The sequence below is a fragment of the Halomonas sp. PA16-9 genome (assembly GCF_009728585.1).
Lineage (GTDB): Bacteria > Pseudomonadota > Gammaproteobacteria > Pseudomonadales > Halomonadaceae > Vreelandella > Vreelandella titanicae.
In genome coordinates, this window is record NZ_CP040451.1 from 2,310,909 (window position 1) to 2,331,403 (window position 20,495).

General features: G+C 52.8%; 17 protein-coding genes, 1 tRNA gene and 5 pseudogenes. 9 read left to right on the top strand and 14 right to left on the bottom strand.

The window, feature by feature from the left end; all coding sequences use genetic code 11:
* Nucleotides 1-149: 149 nt before the first annotated feature.
* The gene (locus FDY98_RS10610; RefSeq protein ID WP_027959267.1) at nt 150-908 is read left to right on the top strand and encodes a DUF3750 domain-containing protein; all 759 of its coding nucleotides are present in this window, start codon (nt 150-152) and stop codon (nt 906-908) included.
* A 180-nt stretch (nt 909-1,088) separates the two neighbouring features.
* On the opposite strand, the pseudogene mntR reads toward FDY98_RS10610, so the two are convergent.
* Nucleotides 1,089-1,567: pseudogene (mntR, locus tag FDY98_RS10615) on the bottom strand (manganese-binding transcriptional regulator MntR).
* A gap of 160 nt (nt 1,568-1,727) precedes the next feature.
* On the opposite strand from mntR, the gene FDY98_RS10620 reads away from it, so the two are divergent.
* The gene (locus FDY98_RS10620) at nt 1,728-1,865 is read left to right on the top strand and encodes a hypothetical protein (RefSeq protein ID WP_155705819.1); all 138 of its coding nucleotides are present in this window, start codon (nt 1,728-1,730) and stop codon (nt 1,863-1,865) included.
* 116 nt (nt 1,866-1,981) lie between these two features.
* Here the strand turns inward: FDY98_RS10620 and FDY98_RS29475 are convergent, their stop codons facing one another.
* The 4 genes from FDY98_RS29475 to FDY98_RS10640 all read right to left on the bottom strand — a co-directional run bounded on the left by FDY98_RS29475 (nt 1,982) and on the right by FDY98_RS10640 (nt 5,347).
* Nucleotides 1,982-2,182, bottom strand: a complete 201-nt coding sequence (locus FDY98_RS29475) for a hypothetical protein (RefSeq protein ID WP_442907915.1) — start codon at nt 2,180-2,182, stop codon at nt 1,982-1,984.
* Between the two features lie 161 nt (nt 2,183-2,343).
* On the bottom strand, nt 2,344-3,132 hold the full coding sequence (gene umpB, locus FDY98_RS10630) for a Na,Li,K/H(+) antiporter subunit UmpB (protein WP_009286562.1): 789 nt from the start codon (nt 3,130-3,132) through the stop codon (nt 2,344-2,346).
* Nucleotides 3,129-3,896: a DUF1538 domain-containing protein gene (locus FDY98_RS10635; RefSeq protein WP_027959269.1), complete on the bottom strand. Its 768-nt coding sequence runs from the start codon at nt 3,894-3,896 to the stop codon at nt 3,129-3,131. Before FDY98_RS10635 ends, umpB begins: the two co-directional genes overlap by 4 nt.
* 242 nt (nt 3,897-4,138) lie before the next feature.
* The gene (locus FDY98_RS10640; RefSeq protein WP_027959270.1) at nt 4,139-5,347 is read right to left on the bottom strand and encodes an MFS transporter; all 1,209 of its coding nucleotides are present in this window, start codon (nt 5,345-5,347) and stop codon (nt 4,139-4,141) included.
* A gap of 166 nt (nt 5,348-5,513) precedes the next feature.
* Here FDY98_RS10640 and FDY98_RS10645 point away from each other — a divergent pair.
* Nucleotides 5,514-6,862, top strand: a pseudogene (locus tag FDY98_RS10645) (Na+/H+ antiporter family protein).
* 66 nt (nt 6,863-6,928) lie between these two features.
* Here the strand turns inward: FDY98_RS10645 and FDY98_RS10650 are convergent.
* The 4 genes and pseudogenes from FDY98_RS10650 to FDY98_RS10665 form a co-directional block, all read right to left on the bottom strand.
* A pseudogene (locus FDY98_RS10650) lies at nt 6,929-7,659 on the bottom strand (RNA methyltransferase).
* A gap of 200 nt (nt 7,660-7,859) precedes the next feature.
* Nucleotides 7,860-9,503, bottom strand: a complete 1,644-nt coding sequence (gene groL / locus FDY98_RS10655; protein WP_022523672.1) for a chaperonin GroEL — start codon at nt 9,501-9,503, stop codon at nt 7,860-7,862.
* Between the two features lie 85 nt (nt 9,504-9,588).
* Nucleotides 9,589-9,882 (bottom strand): co-chaperone GroES, encoded by a 294-nt coding sequence (locus FDY98_RS10660; protein ID WP_027959273.1) that lies wholly within the window; start codon nt 9,880-9,882, stop codon nt 9,589-9,591.
* A 234-nt stretch (nt 9,883-10,116) separates the two neighbouring features.
* Nucleotides 10,117-10,602: an FxsA family protein gene (locus FDY98_RS10665; protein ID WP_027959274.1), complete on the bottom strand. Its 486-nt coding sequence runs from the start codon at nt 10,600-10,602 to the stop codon at nt 10,117-10,119.
* A 181-nt stretch (nt 10,603-10,783) separates the two neighbouring features.
* Between FDY98_RS10665 and FDY98_RS10670 the strand changes: the two genes are divergently transcribed.
* A complete protein-coding gene (locus FDY98_RS10670) occupies nt 10,784-11,545 on the top strand; it encodes an SDR family oxidoreductase (RefSeq protein ID WP_027959275.1) in 762 nt (253 codons plus the stop codon).
* A 111-nt stretch (nt 11,546-11,656) separates the two neighbouring features.
* Here the strand turns inward: FDY98_RS10670 and FDY98_RS10675 are convergent, their stop codons facing one another.
* From FDY98_RS10675 to FDY98_RS10685, 3 genes are all read right to left on the bottom strand, one after another.
* A complete protein-coding gene (locus FDY98_RS10675; RefSeq protein WP_027959276.1) occupies nt 11,657-12,643 on the bottom strand; it encodes a hypothetical protein in 987 nt (328 codons plus the stop codon).
* A gap of 46 nt (nt 12,644-12,689) precedes the next feature.
* A complete protein-coding gene (locus tag FDY98_RS10680; protein ID WP_027959277.1) occupies nt 12,690-13,349 on the bottom strand; it encodes a hypothetical protein in 660 nt (219 codons plus the stop codon).
* Between the two features lie 336 nt (nt 13,350-13,685).
* Nucleotides 13,686-13,770, bottom strand: a tRNA-Leu gene (locus FDY98_RS10685).
* 134 nt (nt 13,771-13,904) lie between these two features.
* Here FDY98_RS10685 and FDY98_RS27780 point away from each other — a divergent pair.
* From FDY98_RS27780 to FDY98_RS10695, 3 genes and pseudogenes are all read left to right on the top strand, one after another.
* Entirely contained in the window at nt 13,905-14,201 is a 297-nt protein-coding gene (locus tag FDY98_RS27780; RefSeq protein ID WP_340146882.1) for a double zinc ribbon domain-containing protein, read from the top strand.
* Between the two features lie 112 nt (nt 14,202-14,313).
* Nucleotides 14,314-14,556 carry a ComF family protein gene (locus FDY98_RS27785; protein ID WP_340146482.1) on the top strand — a complete coding sequence of 81 codons (243 nt, stop codon included), beginning with the start codon at nt 14,314-14,316 and terminating at the stop codon, nt 14,554-14,556.
* Nucleotides 14,557-14,610: 54 nt separating this feature from the next.
* Nucleotides 14,611-15,586: pseudogene (locus FDY98_RS10695) on the top strand (serine/threonine protein kinase).
* A gap of 48 nt (nt 15,587-15,634) precedes the next feature.
* On the opposite strand, the gene FDY98_RS10700 reads toward FDY98_RS10695, so the two are convergent.
* Complete coding sequence (locus FDY98_RS10700; RefSeq protein WP_027959279.1) at nt 15,635-16,195, bottom strand: hypothetical protein; 561 nt, start codon at nt 16,193-16,195, stop codon at nt 15,635-15,637.
* A gap of 390 nt (nt 16,196-16,585) precedes the next feature.
* On the opposite strand from FDY98_RS10700, the pseudogene folE reads away from it, so the two are divergent.
* Nucleotides 16,586-17,136 (top strand): annotated as a pseudogene (gene folE / locus FDY98_RS10705) (GTP cyclohydrolase I FolE).
* A 120-nt stretch (nt 17,137-17,256) separates the two neighbouring features.
* Nucleotides 17,257-18,714 (top strand): NAD-dependent succinate-semialdehyde dehydrogenase, encoded by a 1,458-nt coding sequence (locus FDY98_RS10710; RefSeq protein ID WP_027959280.1) that lies wholly within the window; start codon nt 17,257-17,259, stop codon nt 18,712-18,714.
* Nucleotides 18,715-18,866: 152 nt separating this feature from the next.
* Here the strand turns inward: FDY98_RS10710 and purH are convergent, their stop codons facing one another.
* Nucleotides 18,867-20,483 (bottom strand): bifunctional phosphoribosylaminoimidazolecarboxamide formyltransferase/IMP cyclohydrolase, encoded by a 1,617-nt coding sequence (gene purH, locus FDY98_RS10715; RefSeq protein ID WP_196517980.1) that lies wholly within the window; start codon nt 20,481-20,483, stop codon nt 18,867-18,869.
* Nucleotides 20,484-20,495: the final 12 nt, after the last annotated feature.

A 20,495-nucleotide genomic window follows, 5' to 3' on the forward strand; every position in this document is an offset into this window, starting at 1 on the left:
TTTTCTTTAATTTTTCAAGTGGTGCCTGAAAAGTAGCTTACTGTACTGTTGATCATACTCTATAGAGCACATGGCGTCGTTGGAATCTATACTTGCACCCATTGAGCTATGCGGTAATAAACAGATAATCTCCAATTACGGATAATGCGATGAAAATGCTACTGCGTTGGCTTCATAGTCTAGTGGCGCTGTTAGCGTTGCTGTTAGCGGGGCCTGTTTGGCTATTGGCGAGTAATCAGGTGGCGACCGATGGGCATTGGTCGTCGCTGGATCGGTCATCTGCTGGCATAGCGCCTGATCCAGCGGTGAATGCTGAAGCCGTCGTTCAGGTATATTCAGCCCGGGCTTATAACTGGCGCGGAGCGTTTGGCGAGCATATCTGGATTGCGACCAAGACTGAAAACGCCGATAGTTACCGACTGCATCAGGTGTTGAGCTGGCGGCGTCCCACGGTGGTGTCTTCAATCGACACGCCTGATCGAGCCTGGTTTGGCAGTCCTCCTACACTGTTGGCTGACTATCGCGGCGAGGCGGCTGCACAGATAATACCGCAGATAGAGGCCGCCGCCGCTGACTACCCACAAGCTGAGCTTTATCGAGTGTGGCCTGGCCCGAACAGCAATAGCTTTATTGCCTGGGTTATACGCGAAGTGCCAGGCTTTGAGGTGACGCTCCCGGTAACTGCTATTGGTAAGGATTATATTTTCAATGGCGTTTTTGCTGCTGCGCCCAGTGGCAGCGGTTACCAGCTGTCTTTGGGTGGGGTGGTTGGCATTATGTTGGCGCTTGAGGAGGGCATTGAACTTAACCTCCTGGGCTTGAGCTTTGGTATCGATGTTATGCGACCCGCTTTGAAATTGCCGGGCATCGGGCGGTTGGGGATGCCCGTCAAGGTAACAGAAGGTTGATCAATAAGAGTAAAAAACTATGTTTGCAGATACTTTTTATTAAACTAGTAACTACTGGGCGCTGATGACACCAAGCGGCGTTGCTGACATTATCCAAACCACTTATTTGGAAATGATTTGGAACGGCGCCATCACCCAGGTGAATCAATTGCGTTTTCCCACTGATGAGGAGTAGTGGGGTTAGCTGTTTTGCTGCTGCTCGGTAAAGCGCTGCATAATGGCGAGGGTTTCGTCGCTCACATGGTGCTCCATGCCTTCTGCGTCAATACGCGCAGTCGCATCTCTCACCCCAAGGGCGCGTAAAAAGTGCAGCACGATATCGTGGCGAGCGCGTGACGTTTCCGCCATTTTTTGACCCGCTTCGGTTAGAAACAGCGAGCGATATGGCTTGCTAGTAACCAACTCCAGCTCATTTAAACGCCGAATCATTTTTGAAACCGTCGCCTGGCTGACCGCCATACGGCTGGCAATGTCCGCCGCGCGCGCTTCGCCGCGGTGGGCCAGCAGGTCGCCAATTAGCTCAACGTAGTCTTCAATCAGTTCGGTTTCGTGGGCATTTCGCACCGTTGCATACTGCTGGGCATGCTGCTCCACAGGGGCAGGGCATCTCCAGGAATGCTTGGGGCAGTCAATGAGGCGTTCGGATTAGAATCAGTCATTGGTAAATTATATCGGAAGCAGTGGGAACAATCATTGGATAGTCGCTGGGATAGTAACGTATTTTTGTGCAATATTGTTAGCCTAGGCTAAACTATTTGCACAATGCTTTCTTGTTGAGCTGCAATATACTGATCGGTCATGTACAAAAAAGGAGAGATAATGAGTAAGCGCAATCTGGGTATGGCCTTGAGCCTACCGCTATGGCTGAGCGCTGCACTAGCCTGTACCGAAGCGCCCAGTGCCGAAGCGCAAGAGAATGCGACTTCTCCTTCCCTACCATCGTGGCGGGTTTGGTAACGGTGGGTATCATTTTAGTGGTGGCGATGCTTTGCTCGCCCAAGCACAGCCTGTTGCTGCGCCAGTGGCGTCGCTGGCGCATGTGTTGAAGCCCAAGACTAGCATCCCCTATATATCTAAGCTTGATCCGCAGAATCAGAAAGCGATTTGATCTGATTTTTAACGCCCACAGCGTCTTCGACGTCCAATTGAAAGGCGATACCTGTACCGGGGGTCTCATCAAATTCGCCTACTTGGGCGATCGCCTCGAGAATGTGGCGGCTGCGGTGCTCTTCTGCCAGGAACAGAAGCATATCCCGCTGCGCGGTAATCTCCATGCCAAAAATGCCTTGCGCTTTATTAAGCCCTTCCCCGCGGCGTTATTGATCACCGTGGCGCCGGTAGAGCCCGCGTGGCGAGCGGCTTCAAGAATAGAGTCGGTTAATTCGTCTTCCACCATGGCAACTATCAGTTTAAAGCGCATCGTGATCTCCTTTTCCTAACCACTTGCTTTACAAGAGGGTAAGTCATTTGCTGAGCGTGTCCGCGTGGCTCGCCATTGAGCAATTTGGGCGTAGCCCATCACGGTAATGATGGGGAATAAACAGGCAAGCGCGATCATCCCGAACCCATCCATTACCGGGCTGCGCCCAGGGATTTCAGTTGCAAGGCCTAAGCCTAACGCAGCAATAATCGGTACGGTAATAGTTGACGTTGTGACGCCGCCCGAGTCGAATGCCAGCGGAATGATGGATCTGGGCGAGCGCAGGGTTTGAACAATGACCAGCAAGTAAGCGGCGAAAACGAACCACTGTAAAGGCCAGCCCATCACAATACGCCAAGTACCTAGGGTGATCCCAAAGGCCATACCGAGTGCAACCGCAATGCGCAGCATCAAGGGATCAATCGTGCCACCGGAAATCTCGCCTGCTTTCAGCGAAACTGCAATGAGCGATGGCTCGGCAATGGTAGTACTGGCGCCAATAGCAAAGGCGAAGATATATACCCAGTAGTAGTCACTCCAATGCCGCTGGGCTCCCTCGGTTAAGCTTGGCAAAAAATCATGGTTGGTGAGCTGGGTGGCCATTAACTCACCCATTGGAAACAGTGCTTGTTCCAGGCCGACTAAAAAAAACGACAGCCCCACCCAAACCATAAGAAAACCAACCAAGACCTGCGGCAGACGCTTTACAGGTTTGCGGATGACCAAGTATTGGAAGCCGAAAACGATTGCAGCGATAGGCAAAATATCCAGCAGCGTTCCCCAAAAAGTGGTGATAAGGGTCATGGATCGACTCCTGGTATCAGGTGAATGCCAACAATGCCAAATATCAGCACAAAAATAATCGGCATCACTGATGCCAATGCAATCAGCCCAAAACCATCGAGCATCGGGCTGCGGCCTTTGATTGAAGACGCCAAGCCTACGCCCAATGCTGTCACCAGCGGCACCGTGATGGTAGAGGTTGTGACACCGCCAGAGTCATAGGCAATGCCAACCATCTCTGCGGGGGCGAGCAGGGTTAACAACAGCACTAGCACGTAGCCAGCAATAATCATGAAATGTAGCGGCCAGCCTTTAAAAATGCGTACCACGCCTATGACTACCGCTAAACCCACAGACGCTGCCACTACCATGCGAAGCGCAAAGGCAAAGCTGTTTTGTGCACTAACGCTGTTATCGATAAGTCCGCCTTGGGCAACAACTTCAGCCGCTCGGGCAGCGATGGCGATCAAGGCTGGCTCGGCGACGGTAGAGCCAAGCCCCAGTGCAAAAGAAAACACCAGTAGCCATGTTATTGAGCCTTTATTTACGAATGCTCGCGCTAGGTTTTCGCCCAATGGGAATAGTCCCAGCTCAAGCCCTTTAATAAAAAGGGTCAGACCTAAAACAACAAACACTAGGCCTAAGGCCAGGTCCATCAAGGCGAGAGAGTCGGGCAGTGGCTGGCGAATCACCACTAACTGGAAAAATGCCATCACCAATACCACCGGCGCAAGGTCGCGCAGGCTATCTTTAAGTTGGCGAGCGAGCGATACCACAAGATCCATTAAATTTTCCACGAGTCAGGGGGATAGCAGCGCTGAAGCACTATCTCATTAATGCCAGAGTGTAGAAGGAAAGAGTATCCAAAAAGTTGATCCTGCGCATAAAGATGAGCGTGAGTGCATTTAACAAAGCCGGCTACCTAATAGCAGCAGCGATGGGTCTAACCTGTGCCAGCCCCACCATGCGAGTATTAAACAGCTAAACAGCAGAGTTGCCACCATGGCCTTGAGTAAATTATTGCGTGTCATGGGATCACCGTTGTTGACTGCGAGCGCTCGAGCGGCTTTTCATTGATAAACCAATGCAGTGCAGCAGCGACGACCGAGAGCACAATAGCAATTTGCCAGACCGTATTGTAGTTGCCAGTAAGGTCATAAAAATAGCCACCCAGCCATACACCCATAAAAGAGCCTAACTGGTGAAACAGAAATACGATGCCGCCCAGCATGGAAAGGTGACGAACACCAAACACGGAAGCCACAATGCCGTTGGTTAATGGTACGGTAGAGAGCCATAGAAGCCCCATGACGATACCAAATAGGTAAGCGCTGGTTGGGCTTAACGGCAAATAAACAAACGCCGTAATCACTACGCCGCGAATCAAATAGAGCCAGGTTAGCAGCTTGGGTTTTGACCAGATGCCGCCCATCCAACCCGCGGTATAAGTGCCAACAATATTAAACAGTCCCACTAAGGCCAGTACCGTCGTACCCACCTTTACCGCCAGGCCGTTATCGAATAAGTAGCCGGGGAGGTGCACGGCAATGAACACCACCTGAAAGCCACAGACAAAAAAGCCTAAACAGAGTAGCCAGAAGCCTTTTTGGCCTGCTGCTTCGTTGAGCGCATCTTTGAGGCTTAAATCGGATGCCGTTTTGGCGGAGGGCTTGTCGCGCAGCATTGCCCCCAGGGGCAGAATGATGGTCGCGATAGCTGCCATCGCCATCAGCGCTGCGGCCCAGCCGAGCCACTCGAGCAAACCCAGAGTGCCAGGCAGCATGGCAAATTGCCCAAACGAGCCCGCTGCGCTAACGATCCCCATGGACATACTGCGTTTTTCAGGCGCCACTGCGCGCCCCACAGCACCTAAAATAACCGAGAATGTGGTACCGGAGAGGCCAAGGCCAATCAACAGCCCGGCGCTGACCGTCATGCCTAGTTCTGACGTAGAGAGGCTCATAAACAGCAGCCCCAAGGCATACAGCAAGCCGCCAACAACGATAATCCTGGCCGCACCGAAGCGATCCGCGAGCGCCCCGGTAAAGGGTTGCGATAAGCCCCAAACCAGGTTTTGTAAGGCTAGTGCAAAAGCAAATACACCACGCCCCCAGCCGAGCTCGCTGCTGAGGGGCTCCATAAAGAGCCCGAAACCATGGCGTAAGCCCATGGCCGTGGAAATAACCAAGCTTCCCAATATAATCAGCAGCAGTGAGTGGCGAAGAACGAAGGCCATGATGTTCTCTTTGTTGGCAGGCTAACAGTTAGCTCACTATCGCATGCGTTGTGCGCTTTTAGAAGCTAGGAATAGGTAAGTAAGGCAGTATTAGTTTTATGCTATTAATCTGCTAAAATCCGCCCCCTTCGCCGTTAATGACCTCTCAATAGCTCTAAGGATTTTCATGAATGCAGTAATTCTTGCGGTGCTGGTGATGGTGGCGCTATCGCTGGCGCGTGTCTCGGTGGTATTTGCGTTAGTGGTGGGCGCTTTAGTCGGCGGTTTAGTGGGCGGGTTGTCACTAGAACAAACTCTGGAAGCCTTTAATACAGGCGTGGGCGGCGGGGCCCAGGTGGCGCTGGCCTACGCCACTTTGGGGGCCTTCGCTGTGGCGATCTCTCGCTCTGGGCTACCGGATATGCTGGCTAATCGTTTGATTACGCTGCTGGGTAAAAAAGAGGCAACCGTTGCGCAGCAGACGCGGGTCAAAATGCTGTTGCTAACGGCTGTGTTGTTGGTGGCTATTTCTTCTCAGAACGCTATCCCGGTACATATTGCCTTTATACCGGTGCTGATTCCGCCGCTATTAACCGTGATGAACCGCTTAAAGTTGGATCGACGCGCGGTGGCCTGTGCGCTCACCTTTGGTTTAACGGCCCCTTATATGCTGCTGCCGGTAGGGTTTGGGGCTATCTTTCTAAACGATATTCTTTTGGCCAACTTAAATAGCGCTGGGGAACCGCTGGGTTTAGAGATCACCCGTGGCATGGTGCCGCTGGCCATGGCAGTACCGGTAGGGGGGATGGCACTGGGGCTAATCGTTGCGCTATTTTGGAGTTACCGCCGCCCGCGTGAGTATCAAGCCGAAGATATCGCTAACGCCAACGTTGCCGAAGGCCATACGCCCGCCAAACCGCATAGGCTGGGGCTTGTGATGTCGGGGGTGGCAATCGTCGCAGCGCTCGGCCTCCAGCTTTACAGTGGCTCAATGATACTGGGGGGCTTGGTAGGGATTGGCCTGCTTTCAATGGGGGCATCTTTAAGTGGCGCGAAGCTGACGATCTATTTACCAGCGGTATGCGCATGATGGCGCTGATTGGTTTTATCATGATCTCCGCAGCGGGCTTTGCCGAGGTCATGAAAACCACGGGAGAGATTGATGCCCTGGTGTCAGGAGCTTTTTCACTCTTTGGCGATAACCGTGGGCTAGCGGCGCTGGTGATGCTGTTGGTAGGGCTATTCATTACCCTGGGTATCGGCTCGTCGTTCTCAACCATTCCCATTATTGCTGCCATCTTTGTGCCCTTGGCGGTACAGTTTGGCTTCTCTCCCATGGCCACGGTGGTGCTGGTGGGTACGGCAGCGGCGTTGGGTGATGCAGGCTCGCCTGCCTCTGACTCTACCCTGGGCCCCACTTCAGGCCTTAACGTTGACCGTCAGCACGATCATATGTGGGACAGCGTGGTGCCAACGTTTCTGCACTACAACATTCCGTTAGTCGGCTTTGGCTGGCTAGCGGCAATGATGCTCTAAAAGCCTTATCTTCAAACTAAAAAGGGACAACTTGGTTGTCCCTTTTTAGTCGCTTTAACTCTATCACTATTTAGGCAGATGACTTTCAAACGCGCTTAATAGCCCACGCAGAAGCGAAAGCTCTTTGCGGCTGGGCTGAGCGCGAGCGAATAGGGCTTGAAGCTGCTCTTCAGTGCGGGCATGTGGCTGGGTTAAAAAGCCACTTTCCTGCATTAAGCGGCCCAGATGCGCTTGAAAGTGTAAGAACTGTTCGCGGCTGGGTGGCGTTGCCTCCAGCGGGCGCTGATAAGTAAAACCGCTCCATCACCTTTACGCCAGGCGCGATGTACTTCATAAGCGAGTATCTGTACTGCCTGGGATAGATTCAGAATACCGTAATCAGGGTTGGCAGGAATGCTGACCTGATGCGTGCAGCAGCGAATCTCATCGTTAGTCAGCCCCGAACGTTCACGCCCAAACACCAGTGCCACCGGCGCCGTTTGAGCGTTCTGGATGACGTCTGTTGCCATCTCATCAGGTTCGTCAAAGTGGGGAAGGGGCAGGCTGCGCAAGCGTGCACTGGCACCCACGACCTGCACGCAGTCGTTGACGGCTTCCTCCAGCGAGGTAACCACCCGCGCACTCTCCAGGACATCAGTGGCACCCGCCGCTAGCCGATTCGCTTCTTCATCGGGGAATAGGCGCGGATTAACCAGCACCAGCTCGGTCAGGCCCATGGTTTTCATGGCTCGCGCGGCAGCGCCGATATTGCCGGGATGGAAGGTCTGAACGAGTACGATACGGATATGCTGCAACATGCGCTGGTGCCCAGTAGTGAAAATGTAGCTTAAAAAAATCGCCCAGATAGTAGCACGTTCGGCCCTGGAAATGGCTGACAAAACGCTATCGACAACCTCACGCCTGTAGGCGCCTCAAAACGCAAGAACCCCGCACAAGGCGGGGTTCTTGTTGACAGCTAAATGCTAGCCGTCGATAGAGCGAAGGGCTCAGGGGTGCATTACATCATGCCGCCCATACCACCCATTCCGCCCATGCCACCCATATCAGGTGCAGAGTCTTTCTCTTCAGGGTCTTCTGCGATCATGCACTCAGTGGTGATCATCAGGCCAGCAACAGAACCAGCGGACTGCAGTGCAGTACGGGTTACTTTCGCTGGATCCAGGACGCCCATTTCAAACAGGTCGCCATACTCACCGGTTTGTGCGTTGTAGCCGAAGTTGCCTTCGCCATCTTTCACACGGTTAATCACAACGGCAGGCTCTTCACCAGCGTTGGAAACGATTTGACGCAGTGGTGACTGCATAGCGCGTAGCGCCATGTTGATACCGTGATTCTGGTCTTCGTTATCGCCAGTAAGGCCCTGTACTTTGGCCATTACGCGAACCAGTGCAGTACCGCCACCTGGCACCACGCCTTCTTCAACGGCTGCACGAGTAGAGTGCAGAGCGTCTTCAACACGGGCTTTCTTCTCTTTCATTTCCACTTCGGTGGCAGCACCGACGCGGATAACGGCAACACCGCCTGCCAGTTTGGCAACGCGCTCTTGCAGTTTCTCTTTGTCGTAGTCAGAAGAGGTGTCTTCGATTTGCGCGCGGATCTGACTAACGCGTGCTTCGATATCGCCTTCTGCACCAGCACCATCGATGATAGTGGTGTTTTCTTTAGACATCGTCATGCGCTTAGCAGTACCCAGGTGATCCAGGTTGGCTTGCTCAAGCGTCAGGCCGACTTCTTCAGAAATGACCGTGCCGTTAGTCAGAATAGCGATATCCTGCAGCATGGACTTACGACGGTCGCCGAAGCCCGGTGCTTTAGCAGCGGCTACTTTAACGATACCGCGCATGTTGTTTACAACCAACGTTGCCAGGGCTTCGCCTTCGATATCTTCAGCGATGATGGCCAGTGGCTTGCCTTGCTTGGCAACGGCTTCTAGCACCGGCAGCAGTTCACGGATGTTGGAGATCTTTTTATCCACTAGCAGGATGTAGGGATCTTCCAGTTCAACCGTCATGGTGTCCTGGTTGGTAACGAAGTAGGGCGAGAGGTAGCCGCGGTCAAACTGCATACCTTCAACGACTTCCAGCTCGTCTTCAAAGCCACGGCCTTCATCAACGGTGATGACGCCTTCTTTACCGACTTTTTCCATCGCTTCGGCGATGATTTCACCGATACGCTTGTCGCCGTTTGCAGAGATGGTGCCAACCTGGGCAATTGACTTGGTATCGGTGCAAGGTACCGACATGGCTTTGATTTCTTTAACCGCAGCGTTGACCGCTTGGTCGATGCCGCGCTTAAGATCCATCGGGTTCATGCCCGCCGTCACGCCTTTCAGGCCTTCAGCGATAATGGCCTGGGCCAGAACAGTAGCGGTAGTCGTGCCATCGCCTGCAGCGTCAGAAGTCTGTGAAGCGACTTCTTTCACCATTTGCGCGCCCATGTTTTCGAACTTGTCTTTCAGTTCGATCTCTTTGGCAACAGAAACACCGTCTTTAGTAACGGTGGGGGAGCCGAAAGATTTTTCCAGTACTACGTTACGGCCTTTCGGGCCGAGGGTAACTTTTACCGCGTTGGCGAGAACGTCGACACCGCGGGCCATGCGTTTACGAGCATCATCGGAGAACTTAACTTGTTTAGCTGACATATCTGCTACTTCCTAATATTGAATGCAAAAACGTGAAAGTAAATAGTCGAAGCACTGGTTAAATAAGTACCAGCTGCAACGATGCTTAGCCTTCAACAACGGCAAGAATATCGGCTTCGCTCATGATCAAGACTTCTTCGCCGTCGATTTTTTGCTTCTCGACGCCATAGCCATCTTTAAAGATCACGTTATCGCCAACCTTAACGTCTAGCGGACGGACATCGCCATTTTCCAGAATGCGACCATTACCGACGGCGAGTATTTCACCGCGTGTCGGTTTTTCTGCTGCATTGCCCGGAAGCACGATGCCGCCTGCGGTTTTTTGCTCTTCTTCAACGCGACGGACGATGACACGATCGTGCAAAGGACGGATATTCATTCACGTTCTCCTGAGTATGGTTGAAGCCCTGTTGAGGGCGGTTAGCCTAAAAGTGTTCTCGAGGGAGTAACCCGCGAGAAGTGAAGACCTCACGGTCTTCTTTGTTAATGGCAGCTACCGTCTCGATCGCTGCCGAATTTGTGTGCTGAATGAAAAATGGGGGCTGCGAATGGCCTTTCAAGGGGCGAGTAATAAAAAAATTGCTTTTCCGCTGAATTTCTTCCGAAGAAAACCTCAGCGACGGCGTGGGGGCTCATCTCGACTAATAAAATCACCTTCAATCGGGCCATCCTGTTGTGAAGACTGGCTGTTTTGATATTCATTGGGCCGAGCTGATGAAGCGCTGGGGCCTTGCTGTTGTCCGGCAACTTTTTTAAGCCCCAGCCAGGTAAGTGCTTTGAACATCAATTGCCGCGCGCTGGGGATCAAGCATGCCAAGCCTACTGCATCAGACAAAAAGCCTGGGGCCATTAATAAGGCACCGCCGAAGATAAGTGCAGCGCCAGTTAATAGCTCACTGGAGGGGAGTTCACCAGCCTCCATGCGCTGGCGTGCCCGCGCAAAGGTGGATACACCCTCTTTACGAATCAGGTGTAGCCCGGCAAAACCTGTGCCGAGCACTAAAAGTAGGGTGGTGAATAGGCCGATCTGGCTGCCAATCGAAAACAGAACCACAAAATCCAGTAGAGTGAAAAGTGATATAAAAATAAGAATAGGCATGGCTAACTCCCGAAAAAGCGACTCGATAACAGTCGTAAATGCGTAATATGGTGACATAAATATAAATAGCAAGCAGCTGACATGGCGTATTCCAGCGATGATGTAGCTCGATTTATGTCCATAATTCTTCTATGCTGCGATGCACAATGAGGCTGGTTTAATCTTTTGTAAGGAGTCACGAATGGTACTTACCGATAAAGTCATTGCAGTCACGGGTGGGGCGCGAGGGTTGGGTTATGCCATGGCGCTGCGCTTGGGCAGGCAGGGTGCACGCATGGCGCTATTGGATATGAGCGCTGAAGCGCTTGATCAGGCAGTATCGCAACTTGCCGCTGAAGGTATCGATGCCCAGGCGTTTGTGGTGAATGTCGCCGAAGAAGCCTCCGTGACTCAGACGTTTGCCGATATCGCGCAACGCATGGGGCCTATCAGCGGTTGTGTCAATAATGCGGGCATTACCCAGGATGCGCTGCTGGTAAAAGCCAAAGAGGGGCAAGTGGAAAAGCGCATGTCCTTAGAGGCTTGGCAAAACGTTATTAATGTCAATTTAACTGGCGTTTTCCTGTGTGGTCGCGAAGCCGCCACTCAGATGATTGAAACCGGACATGAAGGCGTGATCGTCAATATCTCCAGTATTTCCCGGGCAGGCAATATGGGGCAAAGCAATTACGCTGCCGCAAAAGCGGGCGTACATGCGTTGACAGTCACTTGGAGCCAGGAGTTGGCACGCTATGGTATTCGTACCGGCACCGTAGCGCCTGGGTTTGTGGCTACCGAAATGACCGCTGCGATGCGTCCTGATATGTTGGAGCGTATCTCGTCAAGCGTGCCGTTAAAGCGTTTGGGTGAGCCCGATAATATTGCCCAAAGCGTTGCCTTTATTATGGAGAACGACTACTTCTCTGGGCGCATCATCGAGTGTGACGGCGGTTTACGGCTGTAGTTTCTTGGCCGTGGTAAGACAAAGGCGTGTTGCATAGGTGGGCGGCTCTAAAAGGCCGCCCGCGTTGCGTGTGTAGATGAACGTGTGAACTCACTCATCTGTACATAACGCTTAAAAGTAGTCGTGGCTAATTTTGCGCTGAAAATACATCTCAAGGCGCAGGGTCATCGCCCAGCGTGGGTCGTAGCTGACATCGCGCTGGAAGTGTAGCTCCGGAATCACATCGGCGAATAAAATACCTTTATGAAGATCACGGCGGTAGCGCGTCTGAAGGTAGTAATTAGTCATGCGAGGATTGGACACACTTTCGCCGATGGCGATAGCCGAGTAGCGCAGTGCACTGCGGCGGTTGATGCGGTGATTGATTTCGGCAACTTCACTGTACTCCAGTTTGTCTTCTTCCTCGCGCCACTGAACTGTCGAGATAAAGCGTAAATGGCGGCGTTTGCTCAACGGTCGGCCGACATCCCAGCGTGTGCGCGCTGAGTAGCCTTCATTGTTGAACCATGAGACGCGGTTATTTGACTCAAGCTGCCACGGCCCTTCACCCAGTTGCCACAGGCGCTCGCTGGTAAAACGCACGTAGGGGTCAAGAGGGAGGCGCAGGCGAACACCGGCACCTACTCGATTGCTCCAGTTTTCGCGTTTATCTCGGCTTTCTAACCAATCCAGGCCGAGCGTAGAGCTGCGACGGTCACGCTGGTCATTGGCAAGGCGCCCAGAGCCCTGCTCTTCTAGGGTGCCTTGCGACTCTTCCGGGTCACTCTCGATGACCAGTCGCAGGCGATCCTCTGAGGTAGGTAGGTCAATACGGTAACGAAGGGTGGTGTCGCCGCGGGTGCCATCCCCCTCCATCCAATCAATCTCTTGGCCGAAACGTAGATAGGACTCGTTGTTGACCTGCATATGGTCGTCAGTGCCAAAGAATCCATCGATGCGGCGCGATGTGTTATCAACCCAGTTGCCTACACTTTCACGAAACGGCTCAATGCGCTCTTCCGCCCACTCGGGTAAGTCACTATCTTCCTCTTCGGCATACACATTCGTCGAGACCGTAGTGAGTAGGCCAAGCCAGCAGAGGGTTAACAGTTTATGCATCGTCGATAGTCTCGGTAATGGGGCGCTGCTTAACAATAGCGTTTATTTAGCGTGCTTTATGGGTCTCGATCTCTTTTGCCCACTCCAGCACACGCTTGCGTTGGCCACGGCTATTGAGTCGATCCGTATCGACGCTCGCCGGGATAAGCTGATGATTGGGTGGCGCGTTAAGGTCGAGGTTAAAGGTTCGTGACGCGCCTGTCGGCATATCCTCGGAGCCATAAATAGCGATAACGCGAATTTCAAGCTGAATATCCTGCTCTTGCAGTAGATTATCATCGATTTCCCAATAATCTTTAACCTGATTCACAATATCACCAAACGATTGAATGTTCAGATAATCCCCGGAAGCTAACGGGCCTTGATGAGTGCGGTAGCTGGGTTCTTGTTGCTCACCTTTCTGTTGGCTACCCGTTTGCTGTTCACCACCGTGCTGCTGGTACTCCACTACGTCAAGGGAGTAACTGCCCTTTTGGGTATGCAGTACCGCTACCAGGTGTTGAACATAGATCGCTTCGCTGCTCATATTGCTAATTAAGCAGATGGAGTCCACGCCGATACCCTTGCCGCGATTAATGATCACGCGGGGGCGACGCTGTCGCACATAGCCGTTATAAAGTAGCTGGGCGTAAAATACCCATACAAAGAGTGTGCAAATGCTCGCTACAGCCGAGATTGCCTGAGCATTATCGTTGAGCCATTCCATTATATGAGATCCTTCTCATTGTTATTGGTGTTAATCCCTGACACGGGCTTTTGAGGATAGCCATTGAGGGAGGTTGGGTAGCATTATTTAGGAATAGAGACTAGCGGAAAAGTGGGGGTAAGTCAGCCAAATCGGCCTTTGATAGAGGTAGTATTGAGCAAATACCAGGCACACAAAAAAATGGCCTTAAGCCATGGGTATTTTTCAAACGAAGAGAAGGTGTTTTGCGAAGAATACTGACCAAAAGCTATCCAAGTAACGCTAACATCAAGCTGTTTGGAAGCTATTCAAAATACAAGAGGGGCTGTGCTAACCTCTTGAAAACTAACAAGTAATTGGTGCGGATGGGGAGACTCGAACTCCCACACCTTACGGCACTAGAACCTAAATCTAGCGTGTCTACCAATTCCACCACATCCGCTAAGACGAGGCGTATATTATCAACTTTGTGATAGAAGTCAATCAATGATTTGATATTAATGCATATGGCAGTCAGGAGAGGGCATGGCATTAAAGGGGTGGCTACAGTGGGGTAGTAATTGGGTAAAGCAGGCCATGCCCGGCTACTGCGCATTTTGTTTGGCGCCGGCATCCGCAGGGCAAGGGTGGTGCGCAACCTGTTTGTACGAGCTGCCGTGGAACCTACATGCCTGTCGCCAATGCGGTGACCCAGTTGCTCATGGTACAAGCTTGTGTGGGCACTGCTTAGTTGACCCACCGGCATTTTCGACCACCCAAGCGGGGCTGTTGTATCAAGGGTCGATCAAACAGTTGGTGCATGATTTTAAATTTCATGCTTCTCCGCGGGCGGGCACGCTATTGGCTGAATTGATGCTCTTAACCCGCCGATAGACCTGGGAAACGCACTTCTATCAGTGCCTATGACTACCACGCATGCGTGCACCCGAGATTTAACCAGTCGCACTGGTTGGCCGAACATCTCAGCCGCCAGCTTGGAATTCCAATGGTGTCGGCCAAACGGATAAAGGATTCCCCCTCCCAGCGCACGTTGAACCGCCGCCAACGGGCTGCCAACCTGGCGGGTGCCTTTGTCTTTGAATCACCGCCCCCGGCGCATTTGTTAATAATCGATGATGTGGTCACCACCGGATCCACAGGCAACGCATTAGGGCGCGCTGCGCTGGAGGCAGGTGCCAAACGTGTTGATATTTGGGCGGCCGCACGGACACCGTTAGGTAAGGATTGATAGAATAGTCTTTTCGCTTATTCATTAGCTCTTTCGCCAACCCAGGAGTGGCCTATGTCACACCCGTTTAGCTCTCTTTCGCCTGATTTAGTGATGTCTGCAGTGGAGTCGCTGGATATTTGGCCTGCAGGCGAGCCTTTTGCGCTAAATAGCTATGAAAACCGTGTACTGCTATTTCGCGATGACGATGGCAAGAACTGGATTGTTAAGTTTTATCGGCCTGATCGTTGGTCAGACAGTGCGATTCAGGAAGAGCATGATTTTCTGCAGGAGCTGGTAGATCAACAGGTGTCGGTCGTTGCCCCTTGGCGTGATAAGGCGGGGGCGTCTTTACACTATTTTAAGGGCTTTCGGTTTACGCTGTTCCCCCATTGCCCCGGCCAGGCGCCAGAGCTTGATAATCCATCGCACCTATTTGCCATGGGGGAGTTGCTGGGGCGGTTGCACCAAGTGTCAGCTAAAAAAAACCTTTCAGCATCGCCCGCGTTTAGAAATGGCGAGCGGTATTCTTGATGCTCAGCAGCGCGTGCTGGCCAGCAATTGGATGAGCCGTCATCAGCGCCGGGCCTATGACCGTGTGATCGAAAAGGTTCACCAGCAGCTCCTAAAACATAATGTGCCCGCCAGCAGCATGATTCGCTGCCATGGCGACTGCCATTTGGGGAATGTGCTGGGGCGTGACGAGCAGTTTACCCTAGTCGATTTTGACGACTGCACCATGGCGCCCGCCATGCAGGATATTTGGATGCTACTGCCCACCGATGACCCGCAGGGATGGCGATCGCAGTTAAGTGAAATTACCGAAGGGTATGAAGAGACGTGCCCGTTTCCTAGCGAGCAGATGGCGCTTATCGAGCCGCTTAGGAGTTATCGGCTGATCAGGCACTCAGCGTGGCTGGTATCACGTTGGGAGGATCCCGCTTTTCCTCGGGCGTTCCCCTGGCTGGCGGATAGTGGCTACTGGGACCAGCATATCCGCCAATTAGAGCAGCAGTGCCTGCAGTTAGAGAACCCACGCTGGCTGGCGTAATGAGCTTTCAGCCCACCACTGACTTGTTATGGCGATATTAGAACAAGGTCAATCAGGCACGGCTTCGTCGCGCGGCACAGGGTTGGCGATACCTTCTCCGTCTGCTTGGCGACGCTGTTCGTTAAGTTCTGCAGATGGATTATCCAGTTCTTCAATCTCTACGGGTTGATCCAGTGTAAGAAGGAATGTCTGACCAGGGGAGAGCGCGCACTGTGAATCTTCGCAGGCGATACCGTATTGGCCATCTTCGCCATAAGCGCTGGCGCTAAATTCGCCAGTGAAAATATCGCTGTCAGCGTCGTGTGTTTCAATACAGGTCGCCTCTTGGGTGGTAACGCGAATGCGCTCATCAACCCGTTGCGCCCTGCCTACGATAACGCAGTATTCCGGTAAAGAGTGTGAGGCGCTAGCAGCCTGAGTAGGGTGTAGCAAAATATCGTTAAGGCGCGTTTGGTTTGATTCAAACGCAAGCTCTTCCACAACCTCTACGCCGACGGTTGCTTCATTGGGCAGCGAAAGCGTAGCGTCTGCAGCGGTAGCCAAGAGCGGTGTAGCAAGAAAGGGGGCTGCAAGGGCGGTTAACCACAAAGGCGTTGGCTTGAATGACATGGCGAGCTCTCAATGTTGGCGCCTGCAATAAAGGCAGTTAAATAAAAACGCTTTATTATATCACAGGCATTGGGGGGACAAATTGAGTGGCGCGGCGCTCTGACGCAGTTCAAGGCTGCGCAAAAAAACCTGAGTGAGGGCCAGCAGTTTTCGTACAAAGCCTGGGGAGCCACAGGCAGCCTAGATGCGGTAAAATGCACTCTTTGCTTAATACTCATTGTGCAGTGCTTTTTTAAAGTATACCTTTTGTACAATGAAGGTGGTGGATGACGCTGATTAATGTCCTCCTAATAATGATGTTACTTTTTCATGCGCAAAAGGGGATGACCTTGGTGACCGCCTGGAAGCGATTGCGCATCGTTTTTGAGATAGCTATTGATGAGGCTAAATATGTCCGATGATATCGCCGAGCACTACCGCCAGATAATCTCAGCACTTGGCGAAGACCCCCCCGGGAAGGTCTGCGAGATACGCCTAAACGTGCGGCCAAGGCCATGCAGTTTCTCAATGCGGGCTACACTCAGTCATTGGACGACATTATCAATGGGGCGGTGTTTGAGTCGCAAACGGATGAGATGGTGTTGGTAAAAGACATTGAGCTCTACTCAATGTGCGAGCACCACCTGTTACCGTTCATAGGCAAATGCCATATCGCCTATTTGCCTAACGGCAAAGTGTTGGGGCTATCTAAATTTGCCAGAATCGTCGATATGTATGCTCGCCGTATGCAGATTCAGGAGAACCTAACCCGCGAGATTGCAGAGGCGGTGCAGGAAGTGACCGAGGCAAAGGGCGTTGCTGTGGTTATTGAAGCGCGGCACCTCTGCATGATGATGCGTGGCGTGGAGAAGCAAAACTCCAGCATGACATCGTCTGTCATGCTGGGTGGATTTCGTCAAAACCAAGCAACCCGGCAAGAATTTTTAATGCTCATTAGCTAACGTGTACGGTTGTCATTGACCGATTATGCACGCCGTAAATTTGGTTTAAAGGGGTGTTTCGTCTTAGCATGAAGACGTTAATGAGCCTACAAGGCCATCATTTTTGGTCAGGAGCCTGTCATGGAAGCGCTTAAAGAAACACAGCTATATTGCCCCTTTGCCTATATTGACGGCAGTTGGGTCGCGGCAGATAGCGGTGAGCAGATCACGGTATTGAATCCGGCCACCGGTGAAGCGATTGGCGATATACCTCGCTTGGGTAAAGCCGAAACCGAGCGGGCCATTGATGCGGCGGAAGCTGCGCTACCGGCTTGGCGGGCGTTGACTGCTCAAGAACGCGCTGACTTGCTGATGAAGTGGCACGACCTGATGTTGGAGCATCAGCAGGATTTAGCCATGCTGATGACATTTGAGCAGGGCAAGCCACTTAAAGAAGCCGCGGGCGAAATTGCCTATGCAGCCAGCTTCTTACGCTGGTTTGCCGAAGAGGCGCGGCGCGTTTATGGCGAAACGATTCCCGCGGCTAACGCCAATCAACGCATTGTGGTTGCCAAGCAGCCAGTCGGTGTTGTTGGTGCGATCACGCCCTGGAATTTCCCTGCGGCGATGATTACCCGTAAAGCCGGGGCTGCATTGGCTGCTGGCTGCACGATAGTGGTGAAGCCCGCTAGCCAAACGCCGTTTTCCGCAACAGCCTTGGCGCTGTTGGCTGAGCGGGCAGGCATCCCACGCGGTGTCTTTAATGTGGTGCCAGGTAGCGCTAGCGATATTGCCCAAGCGATGACCCAATCTCCCAAAGTGCGCAAGATCACCTTTACGGGTTCGACTGAAGTGGGGCGCAAGCTGATGGCCCAAGCGGCGGAACATATCCAAAAAATATCGCTAGAGCTAGGCGGCAATGCGCCCTTTATCGTGTTTGAGGATGCCGATTTAGACGCCGCTGTGGAAGGCGCCATGGCAGCTAAATTCCGTAACGCCGGGCAAACCTGTGTCTGCACTAATCGCTTCCTGGTTCAGTCCAGTGTAATTAACGCCTTTTGTGAAAAGCTGGCTGTTGCCATGAACAGCGAGCTGCATGTGGGTGATGGCACCAAGCCCAATATTAATATTGGGCCGCTTATCGATGAAAATGCTGTTAAGAAAGTCAGTGAGCATGTGCAGGACGCCATTGATAATGGCGCTGAGCTGCTGTTAGGTGGGCATCCGCACCCGCTGGGGGGTAATTTCTTCACGCCTACGCTGATCAGTTTTGCCACTGACAAGATGAAGGTGGCCCACGAAGAGACCTTTGGCCCGCTAGCTGCTGTCTTCCCGTTTGATGATGAAGAGACCGCTATTGAGATGGCCAACGATACCCAGTATGGCCTGGCGTCTTATTTCTACTCCCGTGATCTTGCGCGCGTATGGCGTGTCGCCGAGGCGCTGGAGTACGGTATGGTGGGTATTAATACTGGCGCCATTTCTAACGCTGCTGCGCCCTTTGGGGGGGTAAAAGCCTCGGGCCTAGGCCGCGAAGGTGGTCATCAGGGCTTGGAAGAGTATCTGGAAACCAAGTATCTGTGTATTGATCTGGGCTGAAAGGCTCAATATTGGCTAGAAACTCGATATTGAGTCGATAGGCAGTGATTGATTAGCGTTTATTGATGATAGTAAGAAAGCCCCTTAGGCATGCTCCTATCAAAAGAGCGCCTAAGGGGCTTTGTGTTTCTAATCTGGGTTATTTAGCGGACTTAGTGGCGGAAGTGGCGCATACCGGTAAATACCATGGCAATGCCTGCTTCGTTGGCGGCGTCGATCACTTCCTGATCACGCATGGAGCCACCGGGCTGAATAACCGCGGTAATACCTGCCGCTGCGGCAGCATCGATGCCGTCACGGAAAGGGAAGAAAGCATCAGACGCCATCACCGAGCCGGGAACCGAAAGGCCTTCGTCTGCGGCCTTGATGCCTGCAATTTTAGCCGAATAAACACGGCTCATTTGACCCGCGCCAACGCCCACCGTTTGGCCCTCTTTGGCATACACAATGGCGTTGGACTTAACGAATTTAGCTACCCGCCAAGCAAAAGCAAGGTCACGCAGTTCCTGCTCGCTGGGAGCGCGCTGACTGACCACGGTCAATTCGTCGCGGGTGACCATTCCGTCGTCACGTTCTTGCACCAGCAAGCCGCCGTTGACGCGCTTAAAGTCTAGTGCAGGCTGTTGCTCGCCGGGCCAGTGAGCGCTGACGTCCAGTAAGCGTACGTTTTGCTTATTAGCCACGATCGCGGCAGCTTCATCGCTGACGCCCGGGGCAATAATCACCTCGACAAACTGGCGGTCAATAATCGCCTGGGCGGTTTCGGCTTCCAGCGGCGTATTGAAGGCGATAATGCCGCCAAACGCGCTGGTAGGGTCGGTGGCAAAGGCTTTGTCGTAAGCTGCTAAGGCGGTTGCACCAATGGCGACGCCGCAAGGGTTGGCGTGCTTAACAATCACACAGGCCGTCTCGCTAAACGCTTTTACGCATTCAAATGCAGCGTCGGTATCGGCGACGTTGTTATACGAGAGGGGTTTGCCCTGAAGCACTTTTGCTGTGGCAACGCTGGGTTCGCTTGCCTGGGGGTCAACGTAGAAAGCTGCCTTTTGGTGCGGGTTTTCGCCGTACCGCATATCCTGCTTTTTCTCGAGCTGCAGGTTAAAGGTGCGTGGGAACGCTTCATCAGCGGCATTGACCTTACGGCCTAGGTAGTCAGCAATCGCGCCGTCATAACCGGCGGTGTGCTCAAAGGCTTTAACCGCTAAGTCAAAGCGCGTAGCGCTACTGACCTGACCATCTTGGGCGGCCAGCTCGCCCAGCACTCGCGCGTAGTCACTGCTATTGACGACGATCGTGGTGTAGGCGTGATTTTTGGCGCAGGCGCGAACCATGGTGGGGCCGCCGATATCGATATTCTCGATAGCATCTTCAAGTGTGCAGTCGGGCTTGGCTACCGTGGCGGCAAAGGGGTAGAGATTGACCACCACCATGTCGATCGGCGTGATATCGTTCTCAGCCATGACTGCATCATCCTGGCCGCGACGAGCCAAGATGCCGCCGTGAATTTTCGGGTGCAGCGTTTTAACGCGGCCATCCATGATTTCGGGGAAGCCTGTGTGCTCAGACACTTCTTTCACGGCAATAGCATTTTCTTGCAGTAGACGGAAGGTGCCACCAGTGGAGAGGAGTTCAACACCGTGCTCAGTGAGGCCCCGAGCAAATTCCACAATGCCGGTTTTATCAGAAACGCTCAGCAGGGCGCGGCGGACGGGAGTGGCGTTGCTGTCAGTCAGGGAAGGATTATCAGCCATGAGAGGGGTATCAGCCATTAGAGTGCTCGT